The sequence below is a fragment of the Haloferula rosea genome (genome assembly GCF_016595525.1).
Taxonomy (GTDB): Bacteria; Verrucomicrobiota; Verrucomicrobiia; order Verrucomicrobiales; family Akkermansiaceae; genus Haloferula; species Haloferula rosea.
Genome location: NZ_JAENII010000002.1, coordinates 100132 through 118424, shown reverse-complemented (window position 1 = coordinate 118424; position 18293 = coordinate 100132). Strand labels below are relative to the sequence as shown.

Sequence of the window (18293 nt, the reverse complement as noted above, 5' to 3'; positions counted from 1 at the left end):
CGAATTACCGTTCAAGTCCGCTCCATCAGTCATAGTAGTTCCCTTCAGGCTGTTTCCTGAACCAAAGAAAGTAGAGCGCGGCAGACGCAACTATACAGATCATGGAAGCCCCCGCAAATCCCTTCCAATTGTGAATAATGAAAAGCATCGGTGCGAGAAACAGAGTCGTCTGCCACACCAAGGCAAAAGGCAGAGCCCGGATGTCATCCCGGTGCTCCCGACTTGTTTTCTCCCGTTCCTCGGGCGACAAAGTGTCCTTGAGGTGACCCCAGACCCCAAAGGGCCGAGTCTCGAGATACATCTTCTTTAGCACCGCGGGATCAGTCGGCTCGGTGAGCAGTGCTGCAGTCACGGAACTGACCAACCCGACGGAAAGCACGAAAACGAACTGCCAGACCTCATTCAGATCGGGCCAGAGCAGGCGCTGGATGATCGCTGCCATGATTCCAAGAAGCGTGCCGATCGCGCTACCGCTACCATTGAATCGCCACCAATAGAGCCTGAGGAAACTGGGGACCAGGAATCCTGCCCCGAATCCCATCATCATCCACCCCCAGATGTCATTGATGCTGTCCAGGGTTCGTGAGAACAAGAAGCTGAATGTGACGATCCCGATCACCGTCCCCCAACTTGCGAAGATCAGTTCCTTGGTCTGCGCCTTGGGCCTCATCCACTTCTTGTAGAAGTCATTGACGAACTGCCCCGTCGCGAGATTCACCCAACTTCCGAACGTCGAGAGAGCCGCAGCGACAAGCGCGATCACCAGAATGCCACGCATGCCTTCAGCGACGGAAATCATCAGAACCGCAGAAAGAATTTTTTCGGGATTCACCGTTCCCTCGAAACTCAGAAGGTTCATCTTCTCGGCCCACTTCTCCGCTCCCAACAGAGCCTGCAAGCCCGCGACCAACTCCGGATCGTGGTTCTCAGGTCTATTGGAAATATCTGAGATCAGAGCACCCCATCCGGGTTTTGAGGTGTCCGGGTAAGCCGCCTGAATCAACTCCGTGGCTTCTCCCATCTTCTCCTGTTCCGGGAGAAGATCCTTCACTAGATAGAGCCCCATGACGGCAATCCCGATCATCATCGGCCAACGAACGGTCATCAGAACGGTCCATAGCATCGATAGCTTGCCACATTCCCGGTCGTTCTTGGCACCGAAGTACCGGGGATCCGCCCCGGTCCCGATGCCGGCGACAACCGTCCGCACAAGGTAGAACGAGGCAAAGATGATGAGATGCTTGTAGACTTCATATCCCTCCGGCACCCAAGCGTTCCACTTGGGAATCCCACTGATCCAATCAGGATTGCCCGTAACCTCTCTGGCGACCTGACTGATCTCACTAACGTCACCGATTCCGGTGAACGCCTTGAAGGAAATGTAAATCACCGCCGCAAGAATGATGCACACCTGAAACAAATCGGTGAAGATCACCCCGTAGAATCCCGACATCATCGTGTAGAGCGTGGCCATCACCAGAAGTGCCAGAGAACAGTGTTCGGGTGGATATGGGAGGAAGGTCGAAAGGAAAATACCCGCTCCAATGATCAAATACGCAAGCATTCCGATCGTCGTCAGGACAGTCGCGATGACTCCCATCAACTGTGATGCCCGGCCTCCCCAGCAATCACCGAATCGATAGATGTTCCACTGCGCCCCGGTGAGGCAACCCGAACGGCGGTGCCACTTCCCGGTCCATAGCATCATGAAAGGAAGAACCAACACCGCACCACCGCGGAACTCCACAAACAACCCTTGCGGGCCAAGCAGGAAAAGAAAGGAGACGATGACCGCAGTACCAGCAAGATCCAGAAAGCTGGCCATCCCCGAAATTCCCATGGCCCACCACGGGATGTTCTTCCCACCGCAGATGTAGTTGTCCAGACTGCGGGAAGCGAGTCGTTTCAAATAGAACCCAAGGAAGATCAAGATCAGGACATAAAGTCCCATGAACACGTAGTCGACCGTTCCAAAGTAGCCAGCTGCTCCCATGACGATGGTTCAATTGAACTCGTTTCGCCCGACAGCGGACTCCGTTTGCGGTCTGCCTTCACCTGCTCCGCCACAGCGCACTTGTGATGACGCCGTCTCTTGAGAAGGCGTCCATGGTGAGAAATTTTCCATCCCGATCATAATGAGGTGGCACGTGAGCTTGCCAAGCTTCCCTGGATCGACTCCAAAATATCAGTGCTCATTTTCATCAAACGATTAAACGTTTTCCCTTCTTACATGGATCGTCCGAATCTTTCGTCGGGCGTATTGAGTCACCCCCCGAGGTTGCTGACCGAATCACGAATCACCATCCGGGTCGGTTGTACATGATGAACCAATGGCTTTTCCGGTTTCGCCAACCTTTCGAGCACAAGACCCGCGCTGATCGATCCAAATACCCGCTTGTCCATTCCGACGGTGGTCAAAGCAGGCTCGCATCGACGTGCGATCGGGTCATCGTCAAATCCAACCAAGGAAACGTCACCAGGAACGTTTTTCCCGCGCTTCTGCAACTCGGTTGCCAGGTATTCTGCAAGGGTGTCGTTGACTGCGAAGACAGCCGTTGGAGCCTCACCTGACTCGAGACTGTCCAGAACCCTTTCGCCTGCCTCGGCGTTGTCTGAAATCCGGATGACCACATCGTCTTCCCTGGCCTCCACACCGGAGGCCCGAAGCCCCGATAGGAAACCCGCAATCCGTTGCTCGATATTGTACAGCGGATTCTTGTAGGCCACCATACGGACGTTCTGATGACCTTCGCGAACCAGGTACTCAGCGACCAACCGCCCCCCACCGAAACCGTCACTGGTCACTGCGTCTGCTTCGAGTGCACCGACATGCCCATCGACCATGCACACGGGAACCGGACAGTTGCGCAAACTCTCATAGGCATCTGCTTCAAAAACCCCCGCCAGGACCACGAGCGCATCAACCTTCCCTTGCCTGACGATCGAAGGCAATCCGTCTGAGTCCTTTCGGTTGCCGAGGATGAGATCCAGACCCGCCTCACCAAAGGTCTCGGACAAGCCCTCCATGATTCGAGCATAGAAAATATTGCCAAACAGTTCCGCAAAAGACGGAGCGTAGATGACGCCGACGGCATCGGCGCGCTGCAGGCGGAGGCTCCGTCCTGCCGAATTCGGCACGAAATTGAGCTCAGCACATTTCGCGAGGATCTCCCTGCGCATGTCTTCACTCATCCGCCCTCGACCATTGATGGCGTTCGAGACGGTTGCCAACGAACATCCGACCAAATCAGCAATGTCCTTGAGCTTTGTGCCACCTCGTCCAACAGCCATGACTTGATCTTAGTTTGCTTGTCGAATGTTGCTAGAAATTTTCCAGAGGATGAAAGATGCGGGCAGCAAACGCCGGAAGTCTGGGAATAGAACGGCGAGGGAGGTAGCTCCCCCGCCGCTTGCTAGAAGGTCAAAGACAATCTCCAAAGGACCCTTGGGGCCCTCAGATCATGGAGCTTCCTCAACCACGTAGAACTTCCGGTCTTCCGTCGCATCGACGGTGAATATGGCGTCACCATTGCCATCGGTGGTCACGGTGGAAGGTGTGGTCGCGATGGGCGCGAAACCACTCAGGTCGAGGGAACTCTGACATACGTAGGTCGTGTTGGGTTCTCCGGTCATCACAATGGTGACCGTCGAACCGACCCGGGTGATCGAGACGATCTCCGGGTCCGCCGAGGTGCCCCCTGTGGTGGACTCAAGCTCCCCCAGCCCCGTGATCAGCGGAGTATTCGAGGAATTGAAGGTTCCAGGCGCCTGGGCAACATCATCAATGAAAAGCGTGCCGATCGTCATGGACGCATCAAACACAAGATCCAGTTCGGTTCCGGTGTAGAGGTAGACATTACTGCCCGAATCCAAGAATGGCTCCTCGATACAAAGGACACCTTCCTCCACCCGGGTGTCTCCGGTATAGGCCTGCACCCCGGTGACCGTCAGCTTGCCCGGACCAATCTTCGTCAGACCACCAACCCCGGTCATCACGCTGTTCGTGATCACCGACCAAGAAGCATCAGGGACATCGAAAGTCACTCCTCCTGCAAGGAGGTTGCTTGGAAGATTGCCCGAGATGAGGTCGGTCACGTTGGAAGCAGCCCGAATCGTTCCCCCATTGAGATTGAGGGTCTGCGTTCCTGCAGCCGCGCCTCCCGTCTTGATGAGATCGGTGATCAGGACTCCACCATCCAGATTCACCGTTCCCACGGCAGTCGGGCTCTCACCAAGCACGATTGACCCAGCATCGACTTCGGCGGTTCCACTGACATTGAGCGATCCCGTTCCATCACCAAAAGCACCAACCAGGATCCGGCTGTCACCACCCGTGAGGGAGAGACTTCCACCGGATATGTCATAAGAGTTGGTTGGGCCGGCGACCTCACCGATGTCAATGCGTGCACCGATCTCCACATCGCCACCCGTCTGATTGAAAGTCACGTTCCGCGGCGTCGCACCGAAAGAGAAATGCATCCGGCTCCCTGTGACGAGCATTCCGCCCTGCATGTTGTAGGTCGCATCGACAGAGCCGTCCGCGCCCATGCGCAGCTCGCCGGTGATGTCCACGAGGCTGTCAATGTCTGATTGGTTCAGCGTTCCGTTCTGAAGTTTCAACGAAGTGCCACTGAGTGACGCGTCACCGCTGACATCCAGCATGCTGCCACCGGCAGCATTCTCTCCCAGGATGATCTCATTTGCGGTGACCACACCACTGGTTAGATTGACGAGACCGACCGTGCTGTTTCTCCCGATCGCCATGTTTCCTCCAATCATGACGTCCGCCGAACCACTGACGTCGAACAAGCCGGTCCCAGAGCCAAACGCACCGATGAAGGCGTCCCCTGTGGTGCTCAATGTTCCTCCTGATATCTGGTAGGTGCTGCTTGCCCCTCCGTTTTCAACGACATCAAGACGGTTATTGATGATCACTTCACCTCCGGTCTGATCGAAGAGGTTCGTGCCAGTCGCACCCACTCCAATCCTCAGCCGCGTTTCGCTGGTCAGCGTGCCATCCTCCATGCTGTAGGTCGCATCCCCGGTTGTATCAAGTCCCACGAAAAACCCACCCCCTCCAGCGGGAATGAAGACTTCGCTGAACTCGCCGCTTTGTGTCACCGATCCATTTCGAAGTCGTAGATTGTCTGTTTCCAGAAACCCGTCATCGCTCACCGTCACACTGGCCGACGCAGTCGGGCTTGGATTCGGGCCCACGGTAATTTCATCAACCACAGTGAGTCCACCCCCGGTCACGACCACATTGCCCGTGCTGTTGGCCTCGGGTGCTACGATGATCACGCGGGCTTCAGCATCACCGGTTCCCGACACATTGAAGGTCCCGTTCGCCTCAGCTCCTGCACCCACGGAGATCGTGTTGGTCACAGTGAGGGAACCGCCGGAAATACTGTAGGAGTTCAACATCGCGGAAGGCGTACTGCTGCCAATGTCGATCCGGTCGCTGAAGTCCACAGTTCCGCCGGATTGAGTGAACGCCGCGGTCCTCGTTCCGCTAGTGGGCACTCCCCCAGCGACACCAATTCGAATGCGGTTGAGGTTGACCGTGCCGTCGGAAACACTGATCGAACCACTGCTTCGGGAGTCCCACCCAATGCTCGTTGTTCCATTCAATGTGACATTGGTCGATGCACCGGAAACATTGAAACTTCCGTTCCCAAGACCTGCATAACCGACCTTCAGGGTGTTGATTGAGGCCGTTCCCCCACTGATGTCGTATACCCCTACTCCATCAAAGTTTCCGATGCGGAACTCAGTGCCTGTGTGAGTCAAGGTTCCGTCTGTCTGTGTCAGAGTCCCGAGTGCTCCGCCCTCAAGCCCCAGAATCACCAACCTATCCGTGGTGATTGCTGCACCCGCGGACAGATTGAGATTCGCCGTGTTCGACTCGGCGACCTTGAACTCTCCCCCGGTGTTTACACTCAAGGAACCTCCTGAATTGATACTCAACGTTCCGGCGCTGACGAACAGACCTGTCGCTGGAGTATCTGGATCCGGGTCGTTGTCGATCTTGTCAGTACCAACGATCCCAATCGAGGAATTCACCAACAGAGTCGAAGATCCAGCGATTACCAGTTGCTCAAGATCAGATGCAGCAGGGGCAGCCACGGTCACGGTGTCTCCCGTCAGAATTCCCGCCAAACTGCCGGTGGTGGGAATCACCCCGGTCCATGTCGAATCCGCCCAGTTCCCGTCGCCCCCTGCGTTCCATTCGGTATCACTTGGCTGAGCTGCGTAGCTCACTGCAGGAAAGGCCAGCGACATGGCCATGGTGGGCAGGGCCCAGGACTTCAGGTTATTGGGTAGTTTCATAGGTTTTGGTCTTTCTGGGGTTTAGGCAATCGTAGCGGCTTCAATTAAAACAGAATCATGAGTCAAACGTTTTACCAAGAGAATCCTTTCGGAGGCCAATCTATCACGCTCAACCCAAACCGGGTCCTCAAAGCATTATCGCAGCGAATTGAACTCGAATACGACCGCGTCTATACGATCCAAATACCGATTTCCATTCGCTGCGTAATCGTTTAATTCCATTCCGTCACCATGCCAAGCTCTTTTTGCACTACAGGAAGTAAGAACGTGGATCGCGATGCATCAACGGAATCCCCCGCCCTCTCTGACAATGACACCAGCAACAGTGAGATGACCGACTAATGGCCAGCATTTTATAGCACCTTCAACTCAAGCGCTGCACTCAAAATTCTACCTCTCTTCCGGACAATCGATCCAGGATTCAACGATTCAGAATTGAGCTAAGACATGGTTTATCGTTTACTCACCCTTCCAAGACCTGTATCACCAATCCAAGTCCCCCGTCGCAGAAACGCGTAGCGCCACCTTTCACAGAGACTTTCCACTGAAATATGAGCAAAATGGTCGTCCACCTTATCGCAAATGCACACCTCGACCCGATCTGGCTATGGAATTGGCAGGCAGGTGTAGATGAAGCACTCGCCACATTTCGCTCTGCGGTCGATCGCTGCCACGAATATCCCGAGTTCCGCTACACACGTGGAGAATCATGGCTCTACCAATGGGTGGAAGAACTGGATCCCGGGCTCTTCAACGAGGTCCGAGCCCTGATCGAATCCGGGCGCTGGTCGATCGCTGGAGGGCAACTGATTCAACCCGATGCCAACCTCCCGACAGCAGCAGGGTGGAAAAAGCAGATCGAACTCGGGCAGCGCTACTTCAAGGACCGTTTCGGAGTGAGCCCGAGAATCGGCTATAACGTCGACACCTTTGGCCATCCAGCCACCCTTCCTGACATTCTGTGCGACGTCGGTTATCGCGGATATGTCTTTCATCGTCCGAATGAGAGTCAGGTCAAGCTGCCGGCCCAGACCTTTCGATGGCGTGGTTCCGGTGGTTCCGAGATCCTGGGATTCCGGATCGCACCAGCCTACGTCACCCGTAGTGATGACCTTGAGGGACAGATCGATCTTAGCGTCAAGGCAGCCGACCCCGCCCTTGGACACACCATGATGTTCTATGGCCTTGGGAACCACGGAGGTGGACCGACGAAAGCGAACATTGAATGGCTGTTGAAACATCAGAACTCATTCGGCGATGTCGAACTCCGCTTCAGCACTGTGGACGAGTTCTACTCCGCGGCCGAGGCAAAGAGGGATCTCGTTCCCATCGTGGACTACGAACTCCAGAAAACCTTCCCCGGTTGCTACAGCGTGATGCACGATGTGAAGCAGGTTCAACACCGCACTGAGAGGTTGCTTGAACAGGCCGAGGAGTTGGCTCACGCATTCTGCACCGGCAGCAAATCCACCCACGACTCGATCGAGCGAATCAACACTGCCTGGCACGATCTCGCATTCACGCAGTTCCACGACATTCTGGCCGGCACAAGTGTCCCGTCCTCCTACGTTTCGACCCGTCACATGCAGGGCCGGGCCGGGATTATTGGCGAAGAGGAGATCGTCCGCATCTCGCGCCGTCATGCACGCGCGAACCTACCTTGCGAGGACGTGCAGCGCCTGGTAATCCTAAACGGCTCCGACCACTCGTTCGACGGCCATGTGGAATGCGAACCGTTCATTGATTTCGATGATTGGGGAACCCGTTGGTTCGCCGACGAGGAAGGGAACCCGGTCCCCTACCAATTGATTACATCGGAACCGAACACCGGCCCCATGATGCACCGGGCCGTCCTGCCGCTGGAGGTCTCTGCCAAAGGGTCCCGGGTCCTGAAACTGCTGGATGCCGCCGAAGGGGAGATCCCGCCTCCAGTGGATCCGGTCAGACTACAAGGCCTCTGCCTCAGCAATGGCAAGCTGTCGGCCGAGTTGTCTCCGAACGGAATCCGCTCGTTGAAATGGAACGGAAAGGAATTCCTGGGCAAGGAAGGCATAAGCCTTCAGCTGCGCGAAGATCAGGGAGATACCTGGGTCTTCCACAATACGGCATTTGAAGAAGCTCTTGCTGGCAATCTGACCGACCTGGAATGGACACTTGAAGACGAGGGACCGATCCGGGCCCGAATGTTTGCCGACCAGACACTGGGTGACTCCAAGATCCGAATCGCGGTAACCGTATACGAGGGGAAACCCGAGGTTCACATCAACCTCCATGTCGTCTTCTCGGAGCGGCACAAGCTGCTGCAACTCCCCATCCACCTCCAAGCTTACCCAAACACTTGGAACAGCGGGCTGGCAGGCGGCCATGTTACCCGCAAGCCCGGCGTCGACGAAATGCCATTCTGCGGCTGGGACAGCGTCCAAATGCCAGGGGCTTCCCTATCACTTCATACACCCGATACCTACAGCTCCCGACTCGACGGCGATACATGGCAGTTCACTCTACTACGTTCACCGTTGATGGCATGGACCGGAGACTCCGAACTGAAACCAGCCTTCTCAAGACGCTTTTCCGACCAAGGTTGGCACGACTTTCACTTCATCCTCCGGTTCGACGAATCCTTCGACCCCACACGGTGTGAACACTCGTCCGCTCACCAGGCAAAACCCCCTGTCCTGTTCGACCACTACGTCGGCATGAACCGTCCTGCATGGGGTAACGCACCACCCCGACGACTGTGGACTCCGGATATCCCGCATGCCCGAAGCCTCGGCTTCATGAAACACCTCGACACCATCGCCGACGAAGGCCGGAACTGGGAGGAGAGCCCGGACTAGTCTTCGGGCGACGGAGAAAGAACGAAACCCAATCGGCAAACCCATGCTCCGCTTCATCACGTTTCGCATCGTTCTGGCTACGACGAGCGCTGCCCTGACCCAGCAAGCCTCATCATTCGAGTCAGGCCCCATGGTGGGCCACACCACCTCAACCGGCTGCCTGCTCTGGGCCTATGATTCGGAGGCTGATTCCTGCGAACTTTCCTATTGGCCAGCCACCTCGGACTCAGTGGCAGCCGAGAAAACGATCGCCCGTCCGGTCCGTGCAGGCTCCGCCGTGTACCGCCACGAGATCACGGGACTGAACGCATCGACCCAATACCAATACACGATGCGTCCGGCCGGTGGAGAGCCTTCCGAAGGAAGTTTCACGACAGCTCCTCGGCCCTCAAGCCCCCAATCATTCAGCTACCTCTTGACGTCTTGCATGGACGCCAAGGGCTTCCCTCAACAGCCAGCATGGGATGAGGCCATCCGCCAGAAGCCGGCCTTCCACATCATGGCGGGTGACAACACTTATTCCGACAGCACCAAGTATCACATCATTCGCGACCACCACTTCCAGCAGCGTCGTATCGCGAACTTCGCTTCACTGATCGCCAACGTTCCGACCTATGCGACCTGGGACGATCATGACTACGGCCCGAACGACTCTCACAGGCTCACCCCCGGGAAGGAAGAGTCACTCAGGGCGTTCAAGGATCTTTGGGCCAACCCCACCTACGGCACCAAGGAGATCCCAGGAGTTTTCTACAGCTTCGAGTGGGGCGATGTGCAGTTCTTCGTGATGGACGACCGCTACCATCGCGACGACGAACATACCCCGAAACCAAAGGGCAAGACCCAGTTCGGTGAAGCACAGCGCAACTGGCTGCTGTCAGGACTGAAGAAATCGAAGGCCACTTTCAAAGTGGTGGTCAACGGCTACGACATCATGGGTTCACGCTACCCAGATGAAATCAAGGTCATCAGCCGCTACATCAACCAGAACCGGATTCCCGGGGTTGTCTTCCACTCCGGCGACATCCATCGCAACGAATTCAAACAACAGGACCATGGAATGGGCTATCCGGTCACCCAGATCACCTCTTCTGGTGTTGCACGCAACCCAATCCGCCCATGGGCAATGATCGACGTGGATACGACCTCTGCCGACCCGACTCTGACCGCGCGGTTCTTCGCCGAAGAGAAGCTCGAGGAAACCCACCGGATTTCGCTCAGCGAACTCACTCCACATCCCTGAGGGCAACCCTTCCGCCTCGCGCCCTCCATCGTTGCCCCGGCCACGGCGACTCCCGATCATGAATATCCGCTCCTGCTCCATTTCACTGCTGATTCTTGCCGGCTCATCCTTCGCTGACACTGTCTGGAACCCAGCGGCAAACGCACCTCCTGTCGTTGCTCCCGACACCGGAGATTGGGCAGACGTTGGCAACTGGACAAACGGGATCCCTGCGGATTCCCCTCCTGCTGAAACCAAAGGGGTATTCAACGTCGGCAATGCAGCGACCTGCGAGATCAACGCTCTCCAAGACATCCATCACCTTGTCATGGACGTCGACGGTTCTGGAAGCGAATTGCACGTTCTTGATGGTGGCACGCTGACCACCGGAGACGTTTGGTCCGCCATCGGCTACAGTCAGGCGGGCAGCCGACTGGTCGTTCAAGGCGGCGGAACCGCAGTCTTCGCCGACCACTTGTGGATCGGATTCAACTCCGGAGCGAACGGGACGCTGCACATCGACGGAGGAACCGTCGAAGTATCCGGTCAGTTGGGCCTCGGCTGGGAAGGAGGCACAGGCACGATCACCATCGAGAACGGAGGCCAACTCAAGCTCGACCAACTCCATCCCACACGCTCGCTCAGCGGAACCTCGGTTGTCGATATCGCCGAAGGCTCGATTGTCATTCAGGGTGATCGTTCAACTGCCATCCTCGACTACATCTCCGCAGGAAAAATCACGGGATACGGCGGAAGCGGCACCCCAATTTACGATTACGATGTCAGTCATCCGGGCATGACCACGATCCGGGCAATTGCAACGCCGATCCCCGCACAATGGAGAGTCGTAAGTACCATCCATCCGACGACCGACTGGGTCATCACTCCCTTCGATGCAGTCAACGACTTCGGCATCGTGGCCGATGGCGTGACTGATGTCACCCAACTCATTCAGGACGCCCTGACCATGCTGGGAAATCTTGGAGGAGGAGCGCTATTCCTCCCGGCAGGGCACTACCGGCTGGATGGCAATCTCGTCATCCCTCAAGGGGTGACACTCCGAGGGGATTGGAAAACTCCGATAGCGGGTGATGCAGTGGTGGGTACCGTGCTGAATGCCTACGCTGGGCGTGGCGACGAGAACGCCCCTCCGTTCATCAAACTCAACAACAGTGCGGGCGTCCGCGGAATCACCATCTGGTATCCGGAACAGGTCTCAGGAAACCCGCAACCCTACCCTCCTACCCTCGGAAACGGCGGCGGCGCCACGATCGAGAACATCACGCTACTCAACTCCTGGTTTGGATTCACAACGTTCATCAACGGTACCACGGCACGCCCCTTCGTTCGGCACATCTACGGCACCCCACTGAAGACCGGTTTGGAGTTCGATTGCCTTGCCGACATCGGCCGCATCGAATCCGTCCATTTCTCACCTGACTTCTGGGCCGGATCCGGCCTGCCTGGAGCTCCTGCTTCGGGCGAGCATGAGGCGTGGCTTCTTGATGAGGCCACCGGCATCATCGTTCGCCGCATTGACTGGTCCTACTCGTGCTACGTCAGGATCGAAGGGTATCACATCGGGCTTGCGCTTCGACCCGGTCGGCATGACGGCCACTTCCCGAACGGCCAGTCCTACGGCTTCGATCTCGCAGGTTGCCGAACCGGGGTTTTCGTCGAGGCCAGCGCCTACGCCGGCTATCAGTTCACGCGATTCTCCATCACCGATGCCGAGATTGGCATCCACATCGCCTCCGGGGCCTCGGAGGCCAACTCCTTCCATACCTGCAGCATTGATGCGAACGTGGTGGCGATCCGTAGCGATGGCGAAGCAAGAGTCTCCCTGATGAGCTGTGACATCCAGAAGGGTCCCATCCGACTGAGTGGAGGCTACCTCTCTCTGATCGACTCGGATTTCGCCGGGACCTCACCGATTCACTTGGAACTGCGAGATGGGGTGCGTGGCGCGTCCATTCTTGGAAATCGTTTCGCAGGACCTTCTCGGATTGTAAATCGGTCACCCTTTCCTGTGCTAATCGATCACAACCCGATCAGCGCAAGACCCCTCCCCGATTACGAATACCGGATGCCCAGCGATCCTCGCCGCCCGGTCTCAACCGACCTCTTCGTGGTCACGGATCTACCGTACCAGGCTGTTGGCGACGGCATCGCGGACGATGCCCCCGCTTTCCAAGCCGCGCTCACCGCAGCCGCGAATCAAGGTGGTGGCACAGTATTCGTTCCGGGGGGCACCTACCGGATGAACAGCCCTCTCGTAATCCCTGGCGGAGTGGAATTGCGGGGTGTCTTCGATCTTCCTCACGACACCAAGGTCAAGGGTAGTTTGCTCAACATTCATTCGGGGTACGACAACGCCGACGGCACCCCCTTCATCCAACTCGAAGGTGGGTCTGGATTGCGCGGAATCTCGTTTCACTATCCGGATCAAATTCATGATGAGAATGATGCCGTGAACTACGGCAAGGTCCCTTACCCTTACCTTCTGCGGGGATTGGGACCCGACATCCACGTCCTGAACCTGTCGGCAACGATCCCCTACCAACTCCTCGATCTCGCGACCCATCGGTGTGACCGGCACTACATCGACTACATCTTCTCCACAGCGCTCAAGACCGGCATTCATGTCGGAAACGGAACGACCGACGGACAGATCCACAATTGCCAACTCAATCCATCCGCCTACACCCACGCCGGAAACTACTACGAAAGCATCCCGTTCGATACCGCGGACGACATCCATGAAATCCTTTGGCGGGACGCGACCCCTTACCTTTTCGGGGACATGACGGGGCAGGTTCTCCACCAGAACTTTGTCTTTGGAGGGGCAAGGGGATTTCATCTCGTCGCTGAAGGCACGGGTGGTCCATCCGGCCACTGCCTCGGAATGGGCGTCGATCAATGCACCATTGCCATGCTCATCGAGCAAGTTGGCGGCAGCGATCTAGCACCGATTAATTCGCAAATCGTTACCGTCAACGCAACGGCCGGTCGCTATCTCGAAACCGGGACCTCACTGGATCGACCTTTCACCATGTTCAGTCTTGCCGGTTGGGGTTCTCATCAATTCAGCTCCGTACTCAGAGACGGGGACGTTGAGTTGCAACTCTTCCATATCGCTCCCGGCGGGCAGGCCGGAACCTTCAAGCTTCAGGATGACGCCTCACTCACGAACATCGGTGGCAACCTGAGAAACCACCTTCCCAATGGACGGCCATACCTCATCATCGATCCGTCGGCATCGGCGACATTCACAGGCAACATCATCAACACCGTCCCCGGTCAGATGCCGGCAAACACGTCCAATGTGACAAGCATCGCGAACCTCCGTATCGATGAAGCGCCTTCAGGAACCGACACCATATGGACCAATGCCGAGGGAAACGACGATTGGAACAGTGATGGCAACTGGACCAACCAACATCCTGATGGAACTGTTTCGGCCGTGGTAAACGATCAATCCTCGACGCCTCCCGTGATCCACCCGGAAACTTCAGCCACATCAAGGAATCTCAACATCGGCACCACGGCAATCGCAACGTCTCCCCTTCTGATCGATGGCGGCTCATTGAACACGGTTGAATGGATCATCCTGGGTGACGACGCCAACCACGCCGGCACCCTCGACATCAACGATGGGCAAGCGACCTGCGGAGGCGACCTGTTTGTTGGATACGATGGCCAAGGATTTTTCCGCGTGAACGGGGGCAACACAAATATCGTCGGCAGCCTTGTCATTGCCCCCTTCCCTGGATCAACGGGCACAGTCATCCTCTCTGCTGGGTCCCTGTCCGCCACGGCACTCTCCATGAGCGAAGGTGGAAGTCTCGACCTCACCGACGGCCTGCTCATCCTCGATGGGGATCATCGGGAACTTCTCACCCACTACATCGAAGAGGGATGGCTCACAACTCATGCTGGAACCGCGCTTCCTTCCTTCGACTTCGACATCACCAACGCTGGCAAAACCACGATCACGGGCACTCCACCGGAACCGACGGCTACGGTATGGAATGCGACCGGAGCCGAAGCCTGGGGCGTCGACACTCACTGGACGGGCAACGTGGCTCCGATTGATCAAGCCCAGCACCTCAAGGTGGTGTTCAACGTAGAGGGTGCTGCTGCGTGCACGCTGGACGCACCTGCAACGGTTGCCCAGCTCGTGGCAGGAGACAATGGCACATTGAATGGAAACCTTCTCACACTCGCATCCGGGGCTCATCTTGTCGCCGGCCTCGATCCCTATGGGCAAACCCGATGGACGGCAGTGGGATATAACCGGGATGCCACGGTGAAGGTCACTTCGGGGGCCACCCTTTCTGTGGAGGACCACCTCTGGATAGGCTTCCACAATCCATCAAACGGTTCTCTGGAGATTGAGGGGGGCACGGTGACCGTCGCGGGTCAACTTGGCCTCGGTTGGATCGATGGCACAGGCTCGGTCCGCATCTCCGACGGAGGCACCCTGATGCTTTCTGATCTTCACCCCACCGCATCGATCAAGGGGGCATCGGTGATCGATATCGAGGTCGGCTCCATGACGCTACCGGGAGATCGCACCATCGACATCAACAACTACGTCACCGCAGGGAAGATAACCGGCTACGGCAGCACCGGCACAGTATTCGTCGAATACGACCTCGAGTCCAACATCACAAAGGTCACCGCGACCCCACCAACAACAGGCTATGAAGTGTGGGCGGACACCTGGGGAGCCGATATTGGCACCAGCGATCACGACCACGATAAAGATGGACGAAGCAACTTTTACGAATACGCATTCAACGGAGACCCTACGGATGCATCCAACCGTGGGATCGCTCCCGGCATCTCAACAACAAGCCCCCTCACCCTGAGTCACCTGATCAGGAAGGGCGACCCTCTTTTGATCTACCAGATCGAAGCCAGCCACGATCTAACCGACGGCTCATGGCAGGAAACAAATCTCACTCAGATCGACCTGGAACCGCACGACATCTACTACGACCAAATCATCTTTGAGCTGCCGGCGGCCACGGGGGCCCGCTTCTTCAGACTCACCGTAGCTTACCCTGACCCCTGATCTCCCTTTCATTCTTCTAGAACTCTGATCATCCCGAACTTCATCATGCAGAATCCATCCCGACGAAACTTCATCAGATCCGCCACCGCACTCGCTGGCAGCGCATTCGCACCGAACCTCCTGCTAGGGCAGGAAAAAAAGCTCAACGAACTCCATGTCGCCGCCATTGGTTGCGGAGGCAAAGGATGGAGTGACATTTCCGAAATCGCCCCAGGCAATCGCGTGAGCTTCCTTTGCGATGTCGACAAGAATCAGGCCCGGAAAGCGATTACCAGATTTCCTGAAGCACCCTACTTCTCGGACTACCGGGAAATGTTCGCTGAAGTTGCTGATCAGATCGACGTGGTGACCGTATCCACCCCGGATCACATGCACTTCCCGATCGCCTGCGAAGCAATCAAGCATGGCAAGCCCGTCATGGTCCAAAAACCAATGTGCAACACCCTTTGGGAAACCCGCGCACTGGCGAAATTCGCCAAGGAGAAGGGTGTTCTGACCGTCATGGGAAACCAAGGGGCAACCATGCAGGGAACCCGCTTGCTCCGGGAATGGATTGAAGCCGGACTGATCGGCGAAGTGAAGGAGGTTTACTACTGGACCAACCGTCCGATCTGGCCCCAAGGGACGGGCCTGACTTTCCCCGGAAGCCCGGTGCCTGACACAATCAACTGGGAGGTATGGCAGGGAAGCTGCGCTACCGAGCGTCCCTACACCCCGGAAATCCATCCGTTCAAATGGCGGGGCTTCTGGGACTACGGATGCGGGGCCCTCGGTGACATCGGCTGCCACAGCATGAACTCGGCCTTCTGGGCACTCGACTTGAAAGGAGACTTCGTGGTCGAAGCCAGCAAAGTATCGGAGTTTGATGAAACGATGGCACCGAAGCGTGCCACCATCGTCTACGACTTTCCCACGAAAGGAGAACGCGGACCCGTCAAGATCATCTGGCAAGACGGAGTCGCCGATCCGAATACGGACAAGGAATTCGTGCGTCCCCCCGGTCTTCCGAAAGACCTCAAACTGAACAGCGAGTTCGGTCAGGTCTTCGTCGGCACCGAGGGTACGATCTTCTTCAACGACGCCTACTGCAACACGGCACCCATTCTTTTCCCTGCTGAACTGAAGAAAAAGGCTCGAACGATCAAGAAGGTCTACGCCCGTGTGAAAGGTGGACCCACCCAGGAACTCTGCCGTGCAATCCGTGGGGAAGGCCCCAAACCGGTCTCAAACTTCGAGGACCACGCCGGACCACTTACCGAAATGGTCCTTGCTGGAAACCTCGCGGTGCGGGTCGGAAAGAAAATCGATTGGGACATGGAGCGTATGGAAGCACGTGGGCTCCCCGAAGTGCGGGCATTTCTGAAACGCGAATATCGCACTGGCTGGGAACCCGACCTCACATGACTCAAAGCCATGGCACCCTTCCAGCCATCTGGCGCCACGACCCTGATGAGAACCAGCCTCCCACGTCGATGAAGGCATCCAACTCCAGCATGAATCCGCTCTTCGCAGTTGGGATGACATGCCTGCTAGCGCTCAACACTTTCTCAAAGGAGGCCGATACCGGGATTCTTCAACCCTACACGGGGCCAAGCATCCGCGGCACGGACCCGACGACCCTTGAAGGCAAGGTAATGACCGGCTATCAAGGATGGTTCAACTGCGAGGGCGACGGCGCCGACCTCGGATGGACCCATTGGGCCAAGAACCGAAGGCAGCCATTTGCTCCAGATAACATCGGCGTCGACATGTGGCCTGACGTCTCGGAGTTCGCCGATGACGAGCTCTATGAGACGGGTTTCCTCGATGATCGGGGGACGCCGGCAACGGTGTTCTCTTCCTATGACCGGCGAACAGTCCTGCGGCATTTCCAATGGATGCAGCAATATGGGATTGATGGTGCGTTCATCCAGCGATTTGCCAATGGGCTCAATCACGCTGATCTGCGCCACCACAAGGACATGGTCTTGTCGAGCGCCCGCGAAGGCGCGAACCGTCATGGCCGGACCTACTCGGTGATGTATGACCTCAGCGGGATCCGTGAAGGAGCAGTGGAGACCGTATTCTCCGACTGGAGAATGCTGCGTCAGAGAATGGAGATCACCGATGATCCGGCCTATCAGCATCATGAAGGCAAGCCCTTGGTCACGATTTGGGGCGTAGGTTTCAAGGACGACGCGAAACGTCGACCTGACCTCCAGGCAGGTGAACGATTGATACGTAAACTGAAAGCCGATGGCTGCAGCATCATGCTGGGCATTCCCACTGGCTGGCGCACCAGAGAACGCGATGCTCTCACCGACGACAGACTTCACGAAGTGCTCCTATTGGCGGATATCCTCAGTCCTTGGAGTGTCGGAAGGTTCGGTAATCTCAAAGGCGTGCAGAGGCATGCCAAGAACCACTGGGCACCGGACATCATCTGGGCCAAGGAACACAGCATCACCTACATGCCTGTCGTCTTCCCCGGATTCAGTTGGCACAATCAGAACAAGGGAGAACTGAACGCCATCCCCCGCCTTAAGGGAAGGTTCATGTGGGATCAGGTCCTGGCATGCCGGGAAGCAGGGGCCAGCATGATCTATGTCGCCATGTTTGACGAAGTCGACGAGGGAACCGCTATCTTCAAATGCACTGATACTCCCCCCACCGGCAATGGCGCAAGGCTGCTGGGCATGGAAGGCCTTCCATCCGATCACTACCTGCGGCTTGCCGAAAAAGCAGGTCAACTCATCCGTGGCGAAATCAGCCCAAGCAAGGCCATACCTGAGTAGTTCCCTCCGTCCCCAACAGCACCCGGCCCCAGATCCACTCTTCAGTCTTT

The 18293-nt window shown here is 56.8% G+C and carries 8 protein-coding genes; 5 read left to right on the top strand and 3 right to left on the bottom strand.

What is annotated here, in order from left to right; genetic code table 11:
- Positions 1-25: 25 nt before the first annotated feature.
- The 3 genes from JIN81_RS02520 to JIN81_RS02510 form a co-directional block, all read right to left on the bottom strand.
- Positions 26-1993, bottom strand: a complete 1968-nt coding sequence (locus JIN81_RS02520) for a sodium:solute symporter family transporter (protein WP_200275987.1) — start codon at positions 1991-1993, stop codon at positions 26-28.
- Positions 1994-2265: 272 nt separating this feature from the next.
- A complete protein-coding gene (locus JIN81_RS02515; RefSeq protein WP_200275985.1) occupies positions 2266-3291 on the bottom strand; it encodes a LacI family DNA-binding transcriptional regulator in 1026 nt (341 codons plus the stop codon).
- Positions 3292-3459: 168 nt separating this feature from the next.
- On the bottom strand, positions 3460-6330 hold the full coding sequence (locus JIN81_RS02510) for a beta strand repeat-containing protein (protein WP_200275983.1): 2871 nt from the start codon (positions 6328-6330) through the stop codon (positions 3460-3462).
- A gap of 560 nt (positions 6331-6890) precedes the next feature.
- Between JIN81_RS02510 and JIN81_RS02505 the strand changes: the two genes are divergently transcribed.
- From JIN81_RS02505 to JIN81_RS02485, 5 genes are read left to right on the top strand one after another with little or no spacing between them, the layout of a single operon-like run.
- The gene (locus JIN81_RS02505) at positions 6891-9167 is read left to right on the top strand and encodes a glycoside hydrolase family 38 N-terminal domain-containing protein (protein ID WP_200275981.1); all 2277 of its coding nucleotides are present in this window, start codon (positions 6891-6893) and stop codon (positions 9165-9167) included.
- A gap of 43 nt (positions 9168-9210) precedes the next feature.
- Positions 9211-10410 carry an alkaline phosphatase D family protein gene (locus JIN81_RS02500; protein WP_200275979.1) on the top strand — a complete coding sequence of 400 codons (1200 nt, stop codon included), beginning with the start codon at positions 9211-9213 and terminating at the stop codon, positions 10408-10410.
- A 58-nt stretch (positions 10411-10468) separates the two neighbouring features.
- Complete coding sequence (locus tag JIN81_RS02495) at positions 10469-15469, top strand: glycosyl hydrolase family 28-related protein (RefSeq protein WP_200275978.1); 5001 nt, start codon at positions 10469-10471, stop codon at positions 15467-15469.
- A 45-nt stretch (positions 15470-15514) separates the two neighbouring features.
- Positions 15515-16873 (top strand): Gfo/Idh/MocA family protein, encoded by a 1359-nt coding sequence (locus tag JIN81_RS02490; RefSeq protein ID WP_200275977.1) that lies wholly within the window; start codon positions 15515-15517, stop codon positions 16871-16873.
- A complete protein-coding gene (locus JIN81_RS02485; protein WP_200275976.1) occupies positions 16870-18243 on the top strand; it encodes a glycoside hydrolase family 99 protein in 1374 nt (457 codons plus the stop codon). The genes JIN81_RS02490 and JIN81_RS02485 overlap by 4 nt, the downstream gene beginning before the upstream one ends.
- Positions 18244-18293: the final 50 nt, after the last annotated feature.

What these genes read in the sequence shown, in the direction of transcription:
- JIN81_RS02495 (WP_200275978.1), top strand. Translation starts at nt 10,469, where the DNA reads ATGAATATCCGCTCCTGCTCCATTTCACTGCTGATTCTTGCCGGCTCA.
- JIN81_RS02510 (WP_200275983.1), bottom strand. Translation starts at nt 6,330, where the DNA reads ATGAAACTACCCAATAACCTGAAGTCCTGGGCCCTGCCCACCATGGCC.
- JIN81_RS02485 (WP_200275976.1), top strand. Translation starts at nt 16,870, where the DNA reads ATGACTCAAAGCCATGGCACCCTTCCAGCCATCTGGCGCCACGACCCT.
- JIN81_RS02515 (WP_200275985.1), bottom strand. Translation starts at nt 3,291, where the DNA reads ATGGCTGTTGGACGAGGTGGCACAAAGCTCAAGGACATTGCTGATTTG.
- JIN81_RS02490 (WP_200275977.1), top strand. Translation starts at nt 15,515, where the DNA reads ATGCAGAATCCATCCCGACGAAACTTCATCAGATCCGCCACCGCACTC.
- JIN81_RS02520 (WP_200275987.1), bottom strand. Translation starts at nt 1,993, where the DNA reads ATGGGAGCAGCTGGCTACTTTGGAACGGTCGACTACGTGTTCATGGGA.
- JIN81_RS02505 (WP_200275981.1), top strand. Translation starts at nt 6,891, where the DNA reads ATGGTCGTCCACCTTATCGCAAATGCACACCTCGACCCGATCTGGCTA.
- JIN81_RS02500 (WP_200275979.1), top strand. Translation starts at nt 9,211, where the DNA reads ATGCTCCGCTTCATCACGTTTCGCATCGTTCTGGCTACGACGAGCGCT.